General features: G+C 67.9%; 16 protein-coding genes. 6 read left to right on the top strand and 10 right to left on the bottom strand.

Annotated features, from left to right (window positions below; genetic code table 11):
* The 4 genes from BLR21_RS32550 to BLR21_RS32535 all read right to left on the bottom strand — a co-directional run bounded on the left by BLR21_RS32550 (position 1) and on the right by BLR21_RS32535 (position 4,996).
* Positions 1 to 1,086, bottom strand: coding sequence for a CaiB/BaiF CoA transferase family protein (locus BLR21_RS32550; RefSeq protein WP_090012122.1), 1,086 nt, complete (start codon positions 1,084 to 1,086; stop codon positions 1 to 3).
* Between the two features lie 157 nt (positions 1,087 to 1,243).
* Positions 1,244 to 2,362, bottom strand: a complete 1,119-nt coding sequence (locus BLR21_RS32545) for a Glu/Leu/Phe/Val family dehydrogenase (RefSeq protein WP_218131034.1) — start codon at positions 2,360 to 2,362, stop codon at positions 1,244 to 1,246.
* A gap of 8 nt (positions 2,363 to 2,370) precedes the next feature.
* Positions 2,371 to 3,468 carry an NAD(P)/FAD-dependent oxidoreductase gene (locus tag BLR21_RS32540; RefSeq protein ID WP_218131039.1) on the bottom strand — a complete coding sequence of 366 codons (1,098 nt, stop codon included), beginning with the start codon at positions 3,466 to 3,468 and terminating at the stop codon, positions 2,371 to 2,373.
* A 43-nt stretch (positions 3,469 to 3,511) separates the two neighbouring features.
* Positions 3,512 to 4,996, bottom strand: a complete 1,485-nt coding sequence (locus BLR21_RS32535) for an aldehyde dehydrogenase family protein (RefSeq protein ID WP_090012118.1) — start codon at positions 4,994 to 4,996, stop codon at positions 3,512 to 3,514.
* 81 nt (positions 4,997 to 5,077) lie between these two features.
* Between BLR21_RS32535 and BLR21_RS32530 the strand changes: the two genes are divergently transcribed.
* Positions 5,078 to 5,995 (top strand): LysR family transcriptional regulator, encoded by a 918-nt coding sequence (locus tag BLR21_RS32530; RefSeq protein WP_090012116.1) that lies wholly within the window; start codon positions 5,078 to 5,080, stop codon positions 5,993 to 5,995.
* A gap of 29 nt (positions 5,996 to 6,024) precedes the next feature.
* On the opposite strand, the gene BLR21_RS32525 is transcribed toward BLR21_RS32530, so the two are convergent.
* From BLR21_RS32525 to BLR21_RS32505, 5 genes are all read right to left on the bottom strand, one after another.
* The gene (locus BLR21_RS32525; protein ID WP_090012114.1) at positions 6,025 to 6,510 is read right to left on the bottom strand and encodes a DinB family protein; all 486 of its coding nucleotides are present in this window, start codon (positions 6,508 to 6,510) and stop codon (positions 6,025 to 6,027) included.
* On the bottom strand, positions 6,507 to 6,677 hold the full coding sequence (locus tag BLR21_RS32520; RefSeq protein ID WP_090012112.1) for a DUF397 domain-containing protein: 171 nt from the start codon (positions 6,675 to 6,677) through the stop codon (positions 6,507 to 6,509). Before BLR21_RS32520 ends, BLR21_RS32525 begins: the two co-directional genes overlap by 4 nt.
* A 13-nt stretch (positions 6,678 to 6,690) precedes the next feature.
* Positions 6,691 to 7,524, bottom strand: coding sequence for a helix-turn-helix domain-containing protein (locus BLR21_RS32515; protein WP_090012110.1), 834 nt, complete (start codon positions 7,522 to 7,524; stop codon positions 6,691 to 6,693).
* A gap of 110 nt (positions 7,525 to 7,634) precedes the next feature.
* Positions 7,635 to 9,014 (bottom strand): ArnT family glycosyltransferase, encoded by a 1,380-nt coding sequence (locus BLR21_RS32510; RefSeq protein ID WP_090012108.1) that lies wholly within the window; start codon positions 9,012 to 9,014, stop codon positions 7,635 to 7,637.
* A 28-nt stretch (positions 9,015 to 9,042) separates the two neighbouring features.
* Positions 9,043 to 10,629, bottom strand: coding sequence for a thiamine pyrophosphate-binding protein (locus BLR21_RS32505; protein ID WP_090012106.1), 1,587 nt, complete (start codon positions 10,627 to 10,629; stop codon positions 9,043 to 9,045).
* A gap of 297 nt (positions 10,630 to 10,926) precedes the next feature.
* Between BLR21_RS32505 and BLR21_RS32500 the strand changes: the two genes are divergently transcribed.
* The 4 genes from BLR21_RS32500 (at position 10,927) to BLR21_RS32485 (ending at position 13,562) form a co-directional block, all read left to right on the top strand.
* A complete protein-coding gene (locus BLR21_RS32500; RefSeq protein ID WP_090012247.1) occupies positions 10,927 to 11,283 on the top strand; it encodes a PLDc N-terminal domain-containing protein in 357 nt (118 codons plus the stop codon).
* 56 nt (positions 11,284 to 11,339) lie between these two features.
* Positions 11,340 to 11,882 carry a signal protein gene (locus BLR21_RS32495; RefSeq protein WP_143027982.1) on the top strand — a complete coding sequence of 181 codons (543 nt, stop codon included), beginning with the start codon at positions 11,340 to 11,342 and terminating at the stop codon, positions 11,880 to 11,882.
* Positions 11,883 to 12,086: 204 nt separating this feature from the next.
* Positions 12,087 to 12,908: a hypothetical protein gene (locus BLR21_RS32490; RefSeq protein ID WP_090012102.1), complete on the top strand. Its 822-nt coding sequence runs from the start codon at positions 12,087 to 12,089 to the stop codon at positions 12,906 to 12,908.
* A 42-nt stretch (positions 12,909 to 12,950) separates the two neighbouring features.
* Complete coding sequence (locus BLR21_RS32485; protein ID WP_030476865.1) at positions 12,951 to 13,562, top strand: ANTAR domain-containing response regulator; 612 nt, start codon at positions 12,951 to 12,953, stop codon at positions 13,560 to 13,562.
* Here BLR21_RS32485 and BLR21_RS32480 read toward each other — a convergent pair whose 3' ends face one another.
* A complete protein-coding gene (locus BLR21_RS32480) occupies positions 13,563 to 15,191 on the bottom strand; it encodes a hypothetical protein (protein WP_143027981.1) in 1,629 nt (542 codons plus the stop codon). It abuts the gene before it with no gap.
* A gap of 225 nt (positions 15,192 to 15,416) precedes the next feature.
* Between BLR21_RS32480 and BLR21_RS32475 the strand changes: the two genes are divergently transcribed.
* Positions 15,417 to 16,646: a branched-chain amino acid ABC transporter substrate-binding protein gene (locus BLR21_RS32475; RefSeq protein ID WP_090012097.1), complete on the top strand. Its 1,230-nt coding sequence runs from the start codon at positions 15,417 to 15,419 to the stop codon at positions 16,644 to 16,646.
* Positions 16,647 to 16,656: the final 10 nt, after the last annotated feature.

Raw genomic sequence — 16,656 nt, 5'->3', positions numbered from 1 at the left:
TCACTGCTCCAGTTTCGGCGGGCGCAGCCGGTAGGTCACCGGCGTGCGCGACAGGCGGATGGGGTTGGCGACGAGCGTCATGCCGTCGATCGTCGCGGTGGGACCGAGATCCAGCGACTCCGCCAGCGCGAACGCGCGCGCGACATCGTTGACGGGACCACACGGGACACCCAGCGGCGTCAGCGTCTCGAACCAGTGCTGCGCCGGGCGCGTCCGCAGCCGCGCCGCGAGCATCTCGAACAGCTCGTCCACGTTCTCCACCCGATCGGAGTTCGTGACGAACCGCGGGTCCGTGGCCAGCTCCGGCACGTCCAGCACCGAGCACAACCGGCGGAACTGCCGGTCGTTGCCGACCGCGAGCACGATCGGCTGGTCGACCGTCGGGAACACCTCGTACGGCGCGATCGACGGATGCCGGTTGCCCATCGGCTTGGGCACCGACCCGGCCAGCGTGAAACCCGCGCTCTGGTTCACCATGCTCGACAACAACACCGTCAGCAGGTCGAGCTCGACGAGCTGCCCCAGCCCCGTCGCCTCCCGGTGCCGCAACGCCGCCAGGATGCCGACGCACGCGTGCAACCCGGTCAGCACGTCGACCAGCGCCACTCCGGTCTTCACCGGCTCGTACGGACCGGGCCCGGTCACGCTCATCAACCCGCCCACGGCCTGCACGAGCAGGTCGTAGCCGGGCAGGTCCGCACCCTTGCCCGAACCGAAACCCGAGATCGAGCAGTAGATCAGGTCGGCACGACCCAGCGACTCGTAGTCCAGCCCGAACTTCTTCATCGTGCCCGGCTTGAAGTTCTCGACCACGACGTCCGCCCGCGCGATCAGCTCGCGCGCCGCCTCCCGGCCCGCCTCGGTCGACAGGTCGATCTGCACGGACGTCTTGTTCCTGTTGACGGACAGGAAGTACGTCGCCTCGTCCTCGTAGTGCGGCGGACCCCACGCGCGGGTCTCGTCGCCCCTGCCGGGCAGCTCGACCTTGACCACCTCGGCACCGAGGTCGCCCAGCATCATCGTCGCGTACGGCGCCGCCAGCACCCGGCTGAAGTCCGCGATCACCACGCCTTCGAGGGAGCTCATGCGACCCGTCCCCGCAGCTTCGTCGTCGCCTGCACCGCGGTCGGCACCTGTTCCTGCCGCGGCTCGCATCTGGTGCCGCCGCTTCGCGCTTCGTCGTCCGCCGTCGTGCATGCCTTCACCGCAGAGCGGCCCGCAGTCACCACGCTTTCGAGGGAGCTCATGCGACCCGTCCCCGCAGCTTCATCGCGGCCAGCACGCGTTCCTGCGCCAGCTCGCGCGCCGCCACATGTGTCGTGGTGCCACGACTTCGTGCCTCGGCGATGATGTTCGCCGCGTTCGCCCTCAGCTTCGAGGACACGGCCTCCAGCACCGTCGCGGGATTCACCGGGAACGGCGAGTACCGCGCGTCCATCCCGAACGCCGCCGCGACCACGCCGCCGGCGTTCGCGATGAAGTCAGGCACCACCGTGATCCCGCGCGCGGCGAGAACCTCTTGTGCCGCGGCGGAAGTCGGCAGGTTCGCACCCTCGACCACCAGGGCGGTGTCTAGCTCGCCCGCGAGTTCCGCGTCGATCACGTCCTGCAGGGCGGCCGGCACCAGCACGTCGCACGGCACCCGCAGTTCGGCACCGAGCGCGCGGACGGCGCCGTACTCCTTCACCGCGAGGTCACCGAATTCGCCTCGCAGCTTCAGCAGTCGTGCGACGTCCAGACCGCCGGCATCCACCAGCGCCCCGTGCACCGACGACACGGCGACGACGACAGCGCCCAGTTCGGAGAACCGCTTCGCCGCCGCGGCACCTACCGCGCCGAAACCCTGAATCGCCACGCGTTTTCCGCGCAGCACCACCAACTCGTCCGCCACCTCGGCCACGCCGTACCCGGTGACGCCCAGCTCGTCGTACGGAAGACCGCCGAGTTGAGCCGGTGCGCCCATCATAGCGCCGCGGTCCGACAGTTCGTCCTGGACGATCGCGGCGTCCCGTTCCGTGAGGCCCATGTCGAGCCCGAGCACGTACTCGCGCGGCACCTCGTTGGAGAGCTTGCGCGCGAACGCCCGCAGCGCCGCTTCCTTGCCGGGAGAAGAAGGATCGAACACGATCCCCGCCTTCGCGCCGCCGAAGAACAGGTCGACGCCGGCCCACTTCCACGTCATCACGCGCGCGAGACGGGCGATCTCCGCGACCGTCACGTGCGGGCTCATCCGGGTGCCGCCCTTGCCCATGCCGCGCGCGGTGTTGTCGATGACGAGCACACCTTTCATGCCGGTGCGCCGGTCGGACACGCAGACGACCTTCTCCGGCCCCCACTCGTCCATGAGCTCGAGAACGTCCATCACATTCCTCACACGCAGTTGAGTTCCGGCCGTGCCTGGTCGGCGGCGAACCTGGAGGCGTCCAGACTGGACACGTCGACGAAGGGCTCGCGGCCGAGCACGAGGTCGCGCACGACCTCGCCGACCGCGGGACCCTGCAGGAACCCGTGCCCCGAAAAGCCCGTGGCGTAGAAGAACCTGCCCACCGAGCCGATCAGCGCGTTGTGGTCCGGCGTCACCTCGTACAGCCCGGCCCACCCGTCGCGCACCCCCACGTCCAGCAGTCTCGGCGCACGCCTGCCGATCGCCTCCGTGAGGCGGGGCAGCCACGCGTCGGACATGTCCAGCTTGAAACCCGGTGTCTCGTCGGGGTCGGACATGCCGAACAGCAGCCCCTGGCCCTCGCGGTGGAAGTAGAAGGTGCTGCCGAAGTCGATGGTGAAGGGAGTCACCCGATCGTGTAGTTCCGGCATGGGTTCGGTGAACATGATCTGCCGTCGCAGGGGAGAAACAGGCAGGTCAACGCCCACCATCTCGCCGATCTCCCGCGACCAGGCACCCGCCGCGCAGACCACATTTCCCGCCGAAACCGTCCCGCGGTCGGTTTCGACGCGAAAACTGTCGGACCCCGTCCCTACGATCGATCTCACGGTTGTTCTGGTGTGGAAGCGGACACCGGATCGGCGGGCCGCGGTGGCGTAGCCCAGTACGACGGACTCAGGCGTGCAGTGTCCGTCGTCGGGCGAGAAGGTCGCCGCGAGCAGGCCGTCCGTTTCGATCAGCGGCGAGATCCGCCGGGCCTCCTCGACAGTCAGCATGCGACTGCGCACGCCGAGGGAGTTCTGGAGATCGACGTTGCGCTCGAACGCCGTGACGTGTTCCCGAGAGGAAAGGAGGAACAGGTAGCCGACCTGGTGCAGATCGATCTCCTGCCCGGGGCGCTGCGGAAAGCGCTGGAACAGTTCGATGGATCGAGCTCCGAGCCTGATGTTCAGTTCGTCGGAGAACTGGGCGCGCACTCCACCCGCTGCCTTGCAGGTGGAGCCGGACCCCAGGTCATCCCTCTCCACGACCACGACGTCCCGGACTCCTGCCTCGGCGAGGTGGAAGGCGATGGATGTGCCCATCACCCCGCCGCCGATGACGACGACCTCTGCTTGAGCGGGCAGCTCAGGCGAGTCGGAAGTCAAGGTTCGCCTCGATCGCGAGAGTGTCCATCTGCGCCTTCTGCAGCTTCCCGGAGTAGTCCCAGTTCATGGACTGCCAGCGGGTGAACTGGTCGAGCACCCACATGCCCGACTGCCGGGAGCCGTTGCCGCTCTTGCCGTTGCCGCCGAACGGCAGGTGCGCCTCGGCCCCGGACGTCGAGTTGTTGACGCTGACCATTCCGGCGGAGATGCCGGCGCGGAACCGGAAGGCCTTGTTCGGGTCCGTGGTGTAGATCGAGCAGGAGAGGCCGTAGCCCGGCTTGTTGCCGAGCTCGATCGCCTCGTCCAGGTCCGAGTACCTCATGACGCCGACGATCGGGCCGAACGTCTCCTGCAGGAACAGTTCGTCGTCGTCGCGCACACCGGAAACGATTGCGGGGTGGTAGAAGAAGCCGTTCTCACCAGTGAAGCCGTCGCGGGGACTGGTGGCCGAGATGCGGCCGGTCGGGCCGTGCACCGTGTGGTGCCCGCCGATCCAGCCGAGGTACTTCTCGTACGCCAGCGCGAACTTCTCGTCCAGCAACGGTCCATAGAGGACATCACCGGTCGGGTCGCCCACGGTGGCGCCGGCGGCGGCCTCGACGAACCGGGTCAGGAACTCGTCGTACACCGACTCGTGCACGATCGCCGTGCCGAGCGAGGTGCAGCGCTGGCCCGCGGAGCCGAAGCCGGCGAACAACGCGCCCTGCACGGCCAGGTCGAGGTCCGCGTCCTCGGTGACGACCATCGGGTTCTTGCCGCCCAGTTCCAGGCACGGCGTCTGGAGGTGGCGTCCGCACAGTTCGCCGATGCGCACACCGACCTCGGTGGACCCGGTGAAGCCGACCTTGTCGACGAGTCCCTGCCGCAGCGACTGTTCCAGTCCGTCGAACGTCTCCGAGCCCTCGGCGAAGACGATCTCGAACACACCGGCCGGAATGCCGGCGGCCTGGAACACGTCGTAGAAGGCCTGGGCCGACGCGGCGGAGTACTCGGCGGGCTTCCAGACGACGGAGTTGCCGCACAGCAGCGCCGGGATGATGTACCAGGACGGCACGGCGACCGGGAAGTTGCCGGCGGTGATGATCGCCGCGACGCCGACCGGGTTGCGGAAGGTGAAGAGCTGCTTGTCCGCCATCTCCGAAGGGACCGTCTGCCCGTAGAGGCGCCTGCCTTCGCCGAGGAAGAAGTTCGCGGTGTCGACGATCTCCTGCACCTCGCCGCGGGCCTCGGCGATCGGCTTGCCGATCTCGCGGGTCACGAGCTGGGAGAGGGGTTCGAAGTTCGCCTCGACCAGGCGGCCGATGTTGCCGATGACCTGGCCGCGCACGGGCGCGGGTACGTGTGCCCACGCGCGCTGTGCGGCCTTGGCCCGCTGGGCGGCGTCGACGAAGTCGCGGCTGGTCCCGAGCTCGATCTCGGCGACCACGTCGGAGGTGTTCGACGGGTTCGTGGAGATGTAGGGCATGCATCCACCCTGGTAGGTGCGCGGTGGATGCGCCAGAGGGCGCAGAACGAAACCTCGCGACGTCGAGCATAAGCTGCTCTGGTGCTCAACCCGGTCCATCTCCGCACGCTCGTCGAGGTCGTGAAGACGGGTTCCTTCGCCGAGGCCGCCCGCCGGCTCGGCTACACGTCGTCGGCCGTGTCGCAGCAGATCTCGGCGTTCGAGCGGGTGGTCGGCGTGACGCTCTTCGAACGCGAGGCGCACTCGATCAGGCCGGCCGCCGCCGCTCTGCTGATCGCCGACCGCGGCGGCGAGTTGCTCGCCGCGTTCGACGGCTTCGAGCACGAGGTGAAGGCGATGGTGCAGGGCCTGCGGGGCCGCCTGCGGATCGGCACGTTCCCCACCGCGAGCGCGCGGGTCGTGCCGAAGGCGCTGGCGAAGCTGCAGGCCGAGTTGCCGGGCGCCGAGATCCGCCTGGACGAGGCGGAGCCGGACGACGTCCTGCCGCTCGTGCTGTCCGGCGAGCTCGACCTCGCGCTGGTCTACGCGTACGACCTCGTTCCGCGCACGTGGCCGGAAGAACTGACGGTGCTGCCGTTGCTGGACGAATCCCTGCTGGTCATGGTGCCGTCCGCGCACCAGGCCGCGAAGAACAACGTCAGACTCGAAGACCTCAAGGACGAACGCTGGATCGCGTCACGCGACGGCACCTCCGGTGCCACCTGTCTCACACGTCTGTGCGCGGCGGCGGGTTTCGCGCCCAAGATCGCTTTCCGGAGCAACGACTACGAGGTCGTGCAGTCGCTAGTGGCGGCCGGCGTCGGTGTCGCGCTTGTGCCCGCGCTCGGGTACAAGGAGCTGTCAGGCACGCACGCGATGCCGTTGCGACACAAGCCTGTGCGCAGACATGTGCACGCCGTCCACCGCACCGCGAACACCAATCCGCTGCTGCGAGACGCGGTGAACGCACTCCAGGAAGTCTGTAAGAACGCCGTGGCCGGCCATCTGTACCAGCCGTGAAGGCGGCTTGCCTGGGCCAGTTCTTGCTGCTACTCGCCGGTCTGCCCGTCCGCGAGTTCGCGGAGAAGGTCCAGATGTCCGACGTGGCGCGCGGTCTCCTGTGCCACGTGGGCCAGGATCCACCGCACGGTGCGTTCGCCGTCCGCGGCCGTCGCGTCGGGGGCAAGCTTCTTCAGCGCCTCGGCGTTCGCCCATTCCTCGCGGTAGGCCTGGATGAGCGACGCCGGGGTGTCGTCGTCTTCGAGGTTCCACGACGGGTCCGGGTCGCCCTTCCACAGCGACGGCAGGTCGAGGCCGGCGCCCGCGATGCCGAGCCAGTACCGCTCGACGGCCGTCAGGTGCTTGAGCACGCCGAGCGCCGTCAGCTTCGGGGACGTGGCGATCGGGGCCGCCGCGGCCTGGTCGCGAGTCAGGCCGTCGACCTTCAGCACGGCGGTCTTGCGCAGGAAGTCGAGGAACTCCCAGGCAAGCGCGCCTTCGTCGGTGGCGCGCTTCTCGGGCCAGGTTCGGGTCACCGGGCGAGTTTGTCAGCCTTCGCCGCCGCGAGGAACGCGGACCAGGCGTCCGTTCCGAGCGCGATGTGGGCAGCCGGAGCCTTGCTGTCCCGCAGGCCGACTCCGTGCCCGATCTCCACGCAGTCGGTGCCGTTGGGGCTGTAGCTGCTCTTGCGCCATTCGGTCATCGCGATCGGCTCCTCAGGAGATGATGCTGGCGATCAACTCCTTCGATTCTTCCACGCCCAGCGCGGTTTGATCGAGTGCCTTGAGGATGCGCGAGTAGGCCTCGATGGAGGCCTTGTCGTCGAGGTAGACGCCGTGGTTCTCGGCGTCGATGAAGACGACGGACTCCAGCTTGTCAAACTTCATGAAGGTGAAAGAGCCTGCTGTGCCCGCGTGGGCTCCGATGGACGTGGGCACGATCCGATAGGTGATGTACGGCCGGATTCCCATGGTCAAGAGGTGGTCCAGTTGATCCGACATCAGCTCAGGGCTGCCGATGGGAAGGTGCAGCGCCTGTTCGTGGATGAAGAAGGTCATCGCGCACCGCCGGTTGATCAGCTGTTGCTGGCGTGCGGTCCTGGCGGCAACGCGTTCGTCGGCTTCCTTCGCCGGCGAGTTCGGATTTCCTTCGATCAGCGCACGCAGGTAGTCCGGGAGCTGGAGCAGGCCAGGGATGAGGTGCAGGCTCCAGCAGATCAACTCGGTGGCGACCTTCTCGTTCTCGCCGAGGGTGCGCGGCCAACCGGGAGACCTTTCGCCGTGGATCTGGAGCCAGCCGGATCGTTCGGCCTCGCGGTACATCGTCACGAGGTGGTCGGACTCCTCGAGCGGGGTGCGGCAGACGCCCAGCAGGCGGATGAGGTCGTGCTCGCTGATGCCGCCCTTGCCGTTCATCAGATCGGACAGCTTGGCGGGGTCCCAGCCGGCGAGTTGCGAGGCGCCGCGTCCGGTCAGGCCCGCTTTCTCGATGGCCGCGCGTATGCCCGCGCCGAATTCACGTCCTCGTACCGTGGAGTCTCTCTTTGGCATGAAATGAAGCTAGAGCCATACATCGGGCAATACCAACAGGTTCGAGCAAGTTCAGCCGAAGAGGGGTTTGTGTTGGAGGTTCTCCAACGTCCTAAGTGGCCGGTGTTGTTTCAGTAGTAGTGGCGGAGTTTCGGCCAGAGGGTTTCCCATGGTTCCGTTGGTGCCGTGCACAGCTTTATCTCCGTGCCGTCTTCTTCGTTCTCCACGGGGTTGTGGTGCCGGGCGACGACCTTGCAGTCGCTGAACGGCGGCTCGTCGAACCCGACCAGGAGCACCTTCGCGCGGCCGGACGGGGGAGGTCCCCAGTCGTAGAAGGACATGTGGCCGGACCAGACGTGCACCTCGGTGTAGGCCTCGATCGCGCCGGCCTGGCCGTAGTTGCGGGTGATGACGGTCGGGTGGTCGTTCGCGAAGAACGCGTCCTGGACGGTCAGGGCCAGTTCGCGCCAGCCGACCTGCTCGCCCTGTTCGGGGTTGATGGCGATGACCGGTGCCAGTGCGCTGGGCGGCAGGATCGGCAAGGAGCCCAGTAAGGCCGGCACGACGCTCAGGGCGACCAGGACGCTGCCGGTGGTCTTGCGGCGTGCCAGCCATTCTTGGGCTTGGCGTGCTCCCGCGGCCGTCAGTACCAGGAGCAGCGGGACGGCGTAGTAGGGCTTGCCGCCGGTGATCAGGCACAGGGCGCAGAGGATCGGGTAGGCGAGTGCGATCGAGCGGAAGGTCCTGTCGTGCCACAGGTTCCGGAAGCCGATCAGCCACACCGGTACCAGGAGTGGTGACAGCAGCAGGATCTGCATGGGGACGAACATGACGCGGTTCTCGGTGCCGTCGTCTTCGCTGATGCCCTGGGCGACGGTCAGCAGCGGGAAGTCGTGCAGCGCCTGCCACGCCACGAACGGAGCGGCGATCACGGCGCACACGGCGATGCCTGCGGCCGGCCACCAGGTGCGCAGGACGTTGCGTGGGCCCACGGCGAGGAGTGCGATCGTCATGGCCGCCAGCAACAGGAGCAGCAACCACTTGTTGGCCAGGCCCACGCCGGCCGTCGCGCCGAGGGCGAGCCACCAGCGGCCGTCGCCGGTTTTCAGGAGCTTGATCGCGAAGTAGCCGATGAGCACCCAGATCAGCAGGTCGACCGTGGCGGTGGAGAGCATGTGGCTCACGGCCAGGACGAACGTCGACGTTGCCGAGGCGGCCGCCGCGAAGACCGAGCCGCCGCCCAGTTCCCTCGCGATCAGGGCGATCACGACCGTGATGGCCAGGGCCAGGAGGGTGGCCATCACGCGGAGGCCGACCGGGGTCTCCCCGAACACCTCCGTCGTGAGGCGGGCCAGCACCGGGGTGATCGGAGGCTGGTCGACGTAACCCCAGTCGAGGCGTTTGCCCGCCGCGATGAAGTAGAGCTCGTCGCGGTGGAAGCCGTAGCGGCCCGACAACGCGGTCAGCACCACCGCCTGCACGGCGAGCACGATCCCCAGCCCACGTCTCATGGACGGACGGTACCCAGGGTGGGTCCGATCAGGTGGCGGTTTTGCGGTACCAGCGCGGGGAAGTGTTGATCGGGGGCTTGAGGCCGGCGTTGACCACGATCATGGTGGGGCCCTCGGCGTCGGCGAGGGCGGACCTGAGGTCGTCGAAGCCGTTGAGCGTGACCGCGGGGATGCCGAAGCTCTCGGCGAGCTTGGCGAAGTCCGGGCGGGTCAGGTCGACGCCGCTGATGGCGTGGTTCGCGATCTGCTGGTCGTAGCGGAGCATGCCGTAGCCGCCGTCGTCGACGAGGACGATGGTGAGCGGCAGGCCCTCTTGTTTCAACGTCGCGAGGTCGCCGCACGCGAAGAGGAAGCCTCCGTCGCCGACTACCGCGATCGTGCGGTGTTCGACGGCCGCGCCGATGGCCGCCGGGAAACCGAAGCCGAGCGTGCCCCAGCCGACCGGGTAGGCGAGGCCGCGCGGTTTGGTGACGTGGTGGAAGCCGCCGATCCAGTAGCCGGGGATGCACATGTCGGTGACGATCGTGGCGTCGGTGTTTTCCAACGCCTGCAACAGTTTCGCGGCTTCGGAGGAGTCGGCTTCGGCCAGTGCGCGCACCTCGGCGTTGACGGCTTCGATGTCGACGGTGCCTGGCTTGGCGGTCACTTCCGCGGCGAGAGCGGTGGTGACGGCGGCCGCGTCGCCTTCGAGCGTGACGTCAGCGGGGTAGTTCTTGTTCGCCTCGGCTTTGTCGATGTTGATGGCGAGCAGGGCGCGCGGCTTCGGCTGCAACCAGTTCTGGGTCATCATGCCGTCGAAGTCGGTGCCGATCGCGATCACGAGGTCGGCGTCGTCCCACAGCTTTCCTACGGGCGGTGCGTGCACCGGACCACGCACGACGTAAGGGCTGTCCGTCAGGCCGCGGGCGCCGTACGTAGTGATGATCGGTGCCTGCAGTTTGGCGGCCAACGCACCGATGGCTGCTCCCGCGCCCGACCGTGCCGCACCGCCACCTGCCCAGATCAGAGGCCTCGACGACCCGGCGACGAGCTTCTCGGCTTCGGTGAGGTCGGCGACGACGTGCGTGGGCGCCACCTTGGTCACGGTGTGGTGCGGGACGTCGGCGGACAGGAAGTCCGTCGGGACGCCCAGGTACACCGGGCCGTGCGGGCTTCGCGTGGCTTGCTGGACGGCCTTGTCGGCGTACGCGCCGAGTTCCTGGGCGGACGGCACGTCGAACGACGCCTTGGTGACCGGCGCGAACATGGCCTTCTGGTCGCGTGTCTCGTGCAGCACGCCGCGGTACACCCCCGGCCGCCGGAGGGTCGAGGGGATGTCCGTGGCGATCACGAGCACCGGGCTGCCGGACGCCCACGCCTCGCCCGTGGCGCCCAGGGTGTTCGCCGCGCCGGGCCCGGTGGTCACGACCGCTACACCGAGCTTGCCGGTGGCCCGTGCGTAGCCGTCTGCCGCGTAGACCGCCGTCTGTTCGTGGCGCACGCCGATCATGCGGATGCCTGGGTACTTCTGCAGTGCCTCCCAGATGGCGAGGTTGTGCACGCCGGGTAGCCCGAACACCACCTCGACGTCGTGCGCGGCCAGCACTTCCAGCAAGCTCTCGGCACCCCTGGGCATGTGTCCGACGCTAAGGCCCGCTTACTACCTGGGCAACGGGTGCGCAGCAGGTCTGGCGCTCAGCCTCAGCTCTCCTCACGAACTCCAGTCCAACTGGGACGTTCCGTCCGCGAAGCCTCGTTCGAATCCGGTGAAACGCAATTCGGCCCGTGTGAAGACGTGTCGAATTCGGCCGCGCCAGTTTCGGCGGATTCGCGGGCTTCATGAATTGGTCTCAGATGATTGACATGTGAACTGTGTTCAGGGAGTGGTCCGTTGTGCCACCATGTGCGGCGACCGCACGACCTGGGGGTGGAGATGCTGTACTTCGGTGGGCTGTTCGGAGTGCTGATGCTGGGCCTGACGATCTTCGCCGTCGTTGATGTGATCACGACCGACGAGGGCTCGGTTCGCAACCTGCCGAAGATGGTGTGGCTTCTCCTGGTCCTGCTGTTCCCGTTGGTGGGTTCGATCGCGTGGCTCCTTGCGGGCCGTCCGGTGGTGGGGACCGGACGGGTGCGATTCGGAGCGCACGAACGAGGTACTCCTGCTTTTCCCGAGTACGACCGGCCGGGACGGTTCGCGGCCACCGATGCTGACGACGATCAGGAGTTCCTGCGCCGCTGCCGTGAGCGCGCGGAGGAACAACGACGCAAGGGACGCGAGAACCAGTGAGGATTGTCCTGCTGTTCTTGGTTTTTCTGCTCGCCGGTTGTGGCGGAAACGCGCAAATGGCGGCACAACCCTCCACCTCCCAATCGTCCACTTCGGACAAGCTGGCGCCGGCCGACTTCCAGGCGCGCTGGTGGACCTGGGCTTCCCAGCCCTCGGGCAGCAACCCGGTGTCCGACACCTCCGGACGCTTCTGCATGCGGGACCAGCCCGTCGAGGTCTGGCTGCTCGCCGGGTCGCTCGGCGAAGCGCCGGTCGAGCGCCAGTGCCGGGTCCCCGCCTCCAAGCCGTTGCTCGCGCCGGTCGTGAACCTCGCGAGCGACGTCGCCTCCTGCGAGGCGTTCATGAAGGGTGCGCAGGGCGAGGTGCTGCTGGACGGCTCGACGCAGACGCTCACGAAGGTGTCCGCCACGCCGTTCACCTACGAGGCGCGCGCGGGCAACCCGTACGGCACCTCGGCCGGGCGGATCAACTCCGTCGGCTGCGGTCTCTACGCCTGGATCCCCGCGCCCGCGTCCGGTGAGCACGAGCTCGTGATCCGCGGGTCGGCGGACGGTAAGGAAGTCGACGTGAGGTACAAGCTGATCGTGGGCGCCGACTAGGGCGGAAAACGGGGTGCGCCGGTCCGGTAACGTGGTGGACGGCGTCCGAGCAGACGTGAGGCTGGAGCCGCTCCCCGGCAGTGAGCGGCACTCTCCGCCGCAGTGTTCAGCAACTCCTGCTCACCGAAGCGAACTGACCACGTAGACGCGTGACACATGCGTCCTTGTCGGCCGAGCCGGGCGGCGGAAACGAGGACTGCTGTCATGGCACGTCTGTCCACCACGGACCAGCTCGCCGATCTGCGGCGCACCTACACGGGCGAGAACCTGTCCCAGGCGGTCCCGGCCGTCCGCGACGGGGATTCCGTGCTGCCCGGCGCCACCACCGAGGCCCAGCGGCGGCTGGAGGCCAAGGTCCTGGTCGCGGGCTGCGCCGCCGCGAGCATGCTCCAGCTGATGCCACCCGCGAGCATCGTCAGGCCCGCCCACGCGTTCCGGACGGTGGAACCGGGGGAGACCCTGAGGCTGCACCTGAGCGACAGGGCTCTGGGCCCGCTGCTGTTCGAACTGCTGCCGCGCACCGAGGGCGGCTTCGGCATGGGCGTCGCCGGTCTCGAGCACCGGCAGTACCGCAGGTCGGCCGAGCTGACCACCGGTGACGCCGGCGTCGTGCTGGCCGGGGTCGACGAGCAGGCCTGGGACCTCGGCATGCGCTACGTGCGCTGGATGCACGCGCACCGCGGCGTCGAGTACACCGACGGCGGCGGCAACGACGACGAGATCGCGGAACCGGCCACTGGGAGCGCCCTGCTGCGCCGGGTACACCTGTGGCATGACGCCAGCTGGTTGCGAGCACTCCCGATGGGCGGGGCCTGGTTCGTCGAGTGGCCCGGTGGTCCGACCGAGGACGAGATCAGGCAGAAGCTCGGCCACCCGGACTTCGGGACCACCCGCGACATCACGTTGCGCCGCATCGACGCGCCGGCCGAGGACGTCGAGGAGGGCATGCGGACCTATCCGTGGCCTGAGGAGTTCGTGTCTGCCGTCACGGCTGGTCAGCCCGATGATCGGCCCGGCCGCCGGTAGACTGCGCTTTCGCCCGCAGGAACGATCGTCAGGAGGACCCCGGTGACCCAGCAGGCTGCCGAGGCCCAGTCCGAAGCCACGCGCAAGGCCCCCCGCGTGCTCGTCGCCGAGGACGAGGCGTTGATCCGCCTCGACCTCGTGGAGATGTTGCGCGAAGAGGGCTACGACGTGGCGGGCGAGGCCGCAGATGGTGAAGAGGCCATCAAGCTCGCGACCGAACTCGACCCCGACCTGGTGATCCTGGACGTCAAGATGCCCAAGGTCGACGGGATCGAGGCGGCGCAGCACATCGCGGGCAATCGGATCGCGCCGGTCGTGATCCTCACCGCGTTCAGTCAGCGCGACCTGGTCGAGCGCGCCCGAGACGCGGGTGCGATGGCCTACCTGGTCAAGCCGTTCGCCAAGCGGGACCTCGTGCCCGCGATCGAGCTGGCGATGAGCCGGTTCAGCGAACTGGCCGCGCTGGAGCAGGAGGTCGCCGGGCTCACCGAGCGCCTGGAGACCCGCAAGGTCGTGGAGCGGGCCAAGGGCATTCTCATGACCAAGCAGGGTCTGAGCGAGCCGGAGGCGTTCCGCTGGGTGCAGCGCACCGCCATGGACCGCCGCACGACGATGAAGGCCGTCGCAGAGGCAGTCATCGAGAACTTCGGCTGATCAGCGTCTGAGTTCGAGCAACACGGAGTCCGTCTGCCGCCCCGGATCCTCGGGGCGCAGGCGGACTTCGACGTGGTGGCTGCCTTTCAGCGAGAGCAGCAGCTCGTGCCGGCCACCTATGCCGCCGGGCATCGGCACGGTCGCCGCGAGAGAGCTGTCCACGTACACCTCGAAGCCCGCTATCGGCGCCACAGAGCGTGCGGTGGAGGCGTCAAGGGTGATCACCAGTGTCGTGTCGTTCGGGCCCGTAGTGGCGAACTCAGCCGTCATGACGGGCAAAACGGGCGGCGGCTCGTCCGGGGCGTTCTCCAGCTTCACCGGCGACCGGCCCGGCACCTCCAGGTAGCTCTCCAGCACCTGGGCCTGCGACGCTCCGGGCATCCGCAGCACGAACGGCGTCAGCGCGTGCGTCCCGGTCTCTCCGAGCAACTCGGCGGGCACGTCCCCGGCCAGCGTCACCTCGCTGTCCTCCGCCGCCGACCAGCCGCTCACCACCGGCCGCAACGGCAGCTTCGCCGGTCCGAGCTGCGCGACCAGGCCGTTCGGGTCGCCGCCGTCGCCGAACCGCACCGTCGTTCGTAATCGAGCTGAAGAGGCCGCACGCAACGGTGCGCGCGCTACGCCAATGCTCGGCGCCTCCTCGTCGGGTTCGAGCACGCGCAACGTCCCCGCCACCAGCGGTGTCTCGATCACCTCGTCCACCGGGCCGCGCGAACCGGTGATGCCCACAGCGTCGATCTCCACACGCCCGGGATAGCTGGGTGGCGGGGTCACGCTGATCAACACGCTCGCCTCACGCCACTTCGGCGCGACCGGCATCGTCGCGATCTGCACGCCATCTTGCACAACGCGCACATCGTTATCTGTCAGCACCGCTTCGAATCGATGCAGAACGCCCGCACCGCGCGTTCCGGGGGCCACGGAGTCGTCCACCACCACGCGGATCGCATCAGGAGGAGGTATGGGTCCGAGGCGATCGGGGGTTCCGGGGACCAGGTCGAGCACCAGCTTCCCGCGCGGTCCCGCCGCGTCCGTCACCACGGCCACGCGGCCCAGCTCGCCCGAGTCGTTCAACTGCAGAAGCGACCGTGCGCGCAACACGGCCGTGTCGTTCCCGCATGGCATGTCCAGCACCAGGCGGCCGCCCGAGCCCGAGCCGGGGTTCACGCACCCCCTCCGGCCGCTCAGGTGGTAGCGGCGTTCGAGGAACGTGTCGTCGAAGTCGTCGATCCAGCCGTTGATCTTCTGGCGCCAGCTGTCGTCGCTCGGCCGTTCCTCGGCCCTGACCGGCTGGGATCGCTGGCCGAAGGCGTCCACGGCGCGCACCTCAGGCCGTCCGGAGCCCGCGACCTCAGGAGACGCGACGAGTTTCCCGGCGACCTCGTAGCCGGCCGCGCCGTCCACGGGAGTCCATTGGACCCGTCCGTCGCTGCTCCAAACGGTGGACGGAGGGCTGGGCCGCGCCGGCTGAGCCGAAACCTCGACGAAATCCGCCGTGTACTTAGTTAAGCGAACGGCCTCTGAACTGGGCTTCTTCAAGGCATCATCGGTGGCACGCAGTACCAGCACCGATGCGACCAGAACCGCCACGATGCCCAACGCGGTGATCATCCGGCGACGCGGAGTCATACGTCCACGTTATGGCAGCCGTCCAAAGAGTGAACGAAGGTTACAGTCTGTGACATTGCTTAAGTGAAACATAACGCCGCGTTGCGTTATGGTCACGAGCCCATTGGCTTTGATGACTGGGGTCACAGTCATCGCCTAGGTTCCGGCCATCCCTCAGGAGAGGGTGATGGAGCGGCGCGCGGAGATCTCGCGTGGCCGGGAGCAGGGATATAGGAGGGACATCACGTGCGTAAGCACTCTGTGAAGTCCGCAGCGATCGTCGGCGCCTCGCTGCTTGTTCTTGCAGCCTGTGGCTCGAACAAGACCGAGGGCGGCGGCACCAACGGGGGCAGCTGCGACACGTCGAAGGGCACTCTGACCGTCGGTGTTGTCGCCCCGTTGTCCGGGAACCTGTCCGCTCTCGGCGTCGGCATCAAGCAGTCCGCCGAGCTCGCCGTGGACGAGGCGAACAAGAAGTGCACGGTTCCGGGCTTCAAGCTGACCGTGTCCGCCCAGGACGACGAGGCCAACCCCGCCAAGGGTGCCCAGGCCGCCACGAAGCTGTCGACCGACCCGAACGTCGTCGGTGTCGTCGGCACGCTGAACTCGTCGGTCGCCCAGACCGTGCAGCCGATCCTGCGGGACAAGAAGATCCCCATGGTATCGCCCGCCAACACGAACCCGTCGCTGACCAGGGGCAATGACTTCCTGACGGCCCCGAAGCGGCAGTTCGACAACTACTTCCGTGTCTGCACGACCGACGACCTGCAGGGCCCGTACGCGGCCAACTACCTCGTCGAGAAGGCCGGCAAGAAGAAGATCGCCATCATCACCGACGGCAAGACCTACGGTGAGGGCCTGGCCGCCGAGCTGTCGAAGCAGGTCACCAAGAAGGGTGGCACGATCGTCGGCTCCGAGAAGGTCGGCGAGAAGGACACCGACTTCTCCGGCGTCATCGCCAAGATCAAGGCCCTCGGCCCGGAAGCCGTCTACTACGGCGGTGAGTACCCGGTCGCCGGTCCGCTGTCCAAGCAGATGAAGGACAACGGCCTCGACGTTCCGCTGATGGGCGGCGACGGCATCTTCGACCCCAAGTTCATCGAGCTCGGCGGTAAAGAGGGCGACCTCGCCACCTCCGTCGGTGCCCCGACCGAGTCCCTGGCCACGGCCAAGGCCTTCGTCGACGCGTACAAGGCGAAGTTCGGCAAGGAGGACTACGCCGCCTACGGTGCGTTCTCCTACGACGCCACGAACGCGATCATCGGTGGTCTGGCCAAGACCCTCGAGGGTGGCGCTGCCTGGGACGAGTCGAAGCGTGACGGCATGCTGACCAACGTCGGTGCCTTCAGCGGCTCCGGTGCCACTGGCGAGATCAAGTTCGACCAGTACGGCGACAGCACGAACAAGGTGCTGACCGTCTACCAGGTCACCTCGGCCAAGTGGAAGGACGTTCAGACCGGCACCTTCACCGGCTGACGACTACCGA

The sequence above is a fragment of the Lentzea albidocapillata subsp. violacea genome (genome assembly GCF_900100275.1).
Classification (GTDB): Bacteria; Actinomycetota; Actinomycetes; order Mycobacteriales; family Pseudonocardiaceae; genus Lentzea; species Lentzea violacea.
The sequence above is the reverse complement of the archived record's forward strand: the minus strand, read 5'-3'. Positions and strand labels throughout refer to the sequence as shown.